The organism is Rothia sp. HMSC069C01 (assembly GCF_001814655.1).
In the GTDB taxonomy this organism is placed as follows: domain Bacteria; phylum Actinomycetota; class Actinomycetes; order Actinomycetales; family Micrococcaceae; genus Rothia; species Rothia dentocariosa.
Window position 1 is genome coordinate 1 of sequence record NZ_KV817390.1, and the last position, 1,429, is coordinate 1,429.

General features: G+C 50.2%; 2 pseudogenes. Both read right to left on the minus strand.

Features of this window, described 5'->3' with window-relative positions:
- Positions 1-364: pseudogene (locus tag HMPREF2981_RS04670) on the minus strand (DUF4175 domain-containing protein); the annotation flags it as partial.
- Positions 357-1,429: pseudogene (locus HMPREF2981_RS11055) on the minus strand (hypothetical protein); the annotation flags it as partial. The pseudogenes HMPREF2981_RS04670 and HMPREF2981_RS11055, both read right to left, overlap by 8 nt.

Consider the following 1,429-nt stretch of genomic DNA (forward strand, 5'->3'; position numbering starts at 1 on the left):
GGTACGAGACCCTGCACACCCACAAACCCCACACAGCACCAGGAGTAAAGACTATAAGTAGCCCTGCGCTAACCCAGTCTCCCGTGTCTAGAGGTACCCCGCTGATTCTTAGCTGGATCGTGGCGTACAGAAGAAGCGCCAGCATAATAAGCGCTACCCATAAGAGCATTTTCATGAACCACGACGCTTGTAACCGCACCGACGCCAACACCCGCACCACAGCCCGAGGGTCAGAGGCTTCTTCTACTATCTGCTGGATTTTCTGCTCACGCTCACGCCGACGTCCTTCAAACACGGCTGAGAGCCAGAATGTTGTTGCTACAAACGTGACGCAGATGATTCCATAGATTAGTCCGTCACTCATCAGAGACTACCGTTCCTGCCGACCCAGTTTGAAGATCACCACTTGGTGTTGACGCATTTTCCCGAGCATCTTTAATCTTCCCTCCATATGTTTTAGCCCCGGCAGTAAAAGCAGACTTGGCTGTGTTCACCCCAACCTTCTGAACCATCTTCTGGGCCTTCTCTTCCGGACTCATCTTTTGGTCTAAACCGATAGATATGGCATCAGCACCATTACTAGTAATCCAGTCATTAGCGTAATTACGAGTCCAGGGGTTATTTAATTTGCTGACTGTTTTTCCTGTTTCTTTTGCTAAATCTGATGAAGCAGTCATCCCTTGGTTCGCACCACCACCAACTGCACCAAATACAAAACCACCAGTAAATCCCATGCCAAAAGCCGATAGTTGGTCTGTACCATTCCAATTATCAGTTGTTGCGGCATATTTCACCGAAGAAGATGTACCATCTTTTACGCCTTCTTGGAGCCCGCTGCCTATTACCTTAGCACCAAGTTCATCAACGCCGCCTTCGAAGGTTTTACCGTAGAGTTTGTTACCAACCCAATTACTCGCCCCATTAATAAACTTACTATTCCTGAACGCAGAGACAAGCTTGGTGTTTCCTATACGGGCAATACCAGCGTTGATTTTATCCGATGCTTTCACACCCATTTGTACAACACGAGAGATTTTACCCGCTTTCTCTGCCGTTGCTAGGCCCTTTGCCACAGTAGCGCCCTTCGCAAAAATACCGCCGACTACACCACCGGCACCACCGGCAAGACCGCCAATCAGAGCATCTCGACCAACAACACCCCAATCAACATCCTTACCTTCCATCTTCTGGGTAATCACCGACATGCCGCCGCTCATCAGAGCACCCGATGCAGCGCCCAGCAGCACCATACCCAACGGTCCCGTCGCCACAGCAGCAGCCGTCAGAGCAAGACCCACAACGAGCATGGCACCAGCAGCAACATAATCCCGAAAATCTTTCCAGAATTTATCCCTAGAGTATTTCTGGAACTCATCCGGCGACATCGGCTTCAGACCCCACGGATCCATCAGTCCTACAGGGTTGTTCC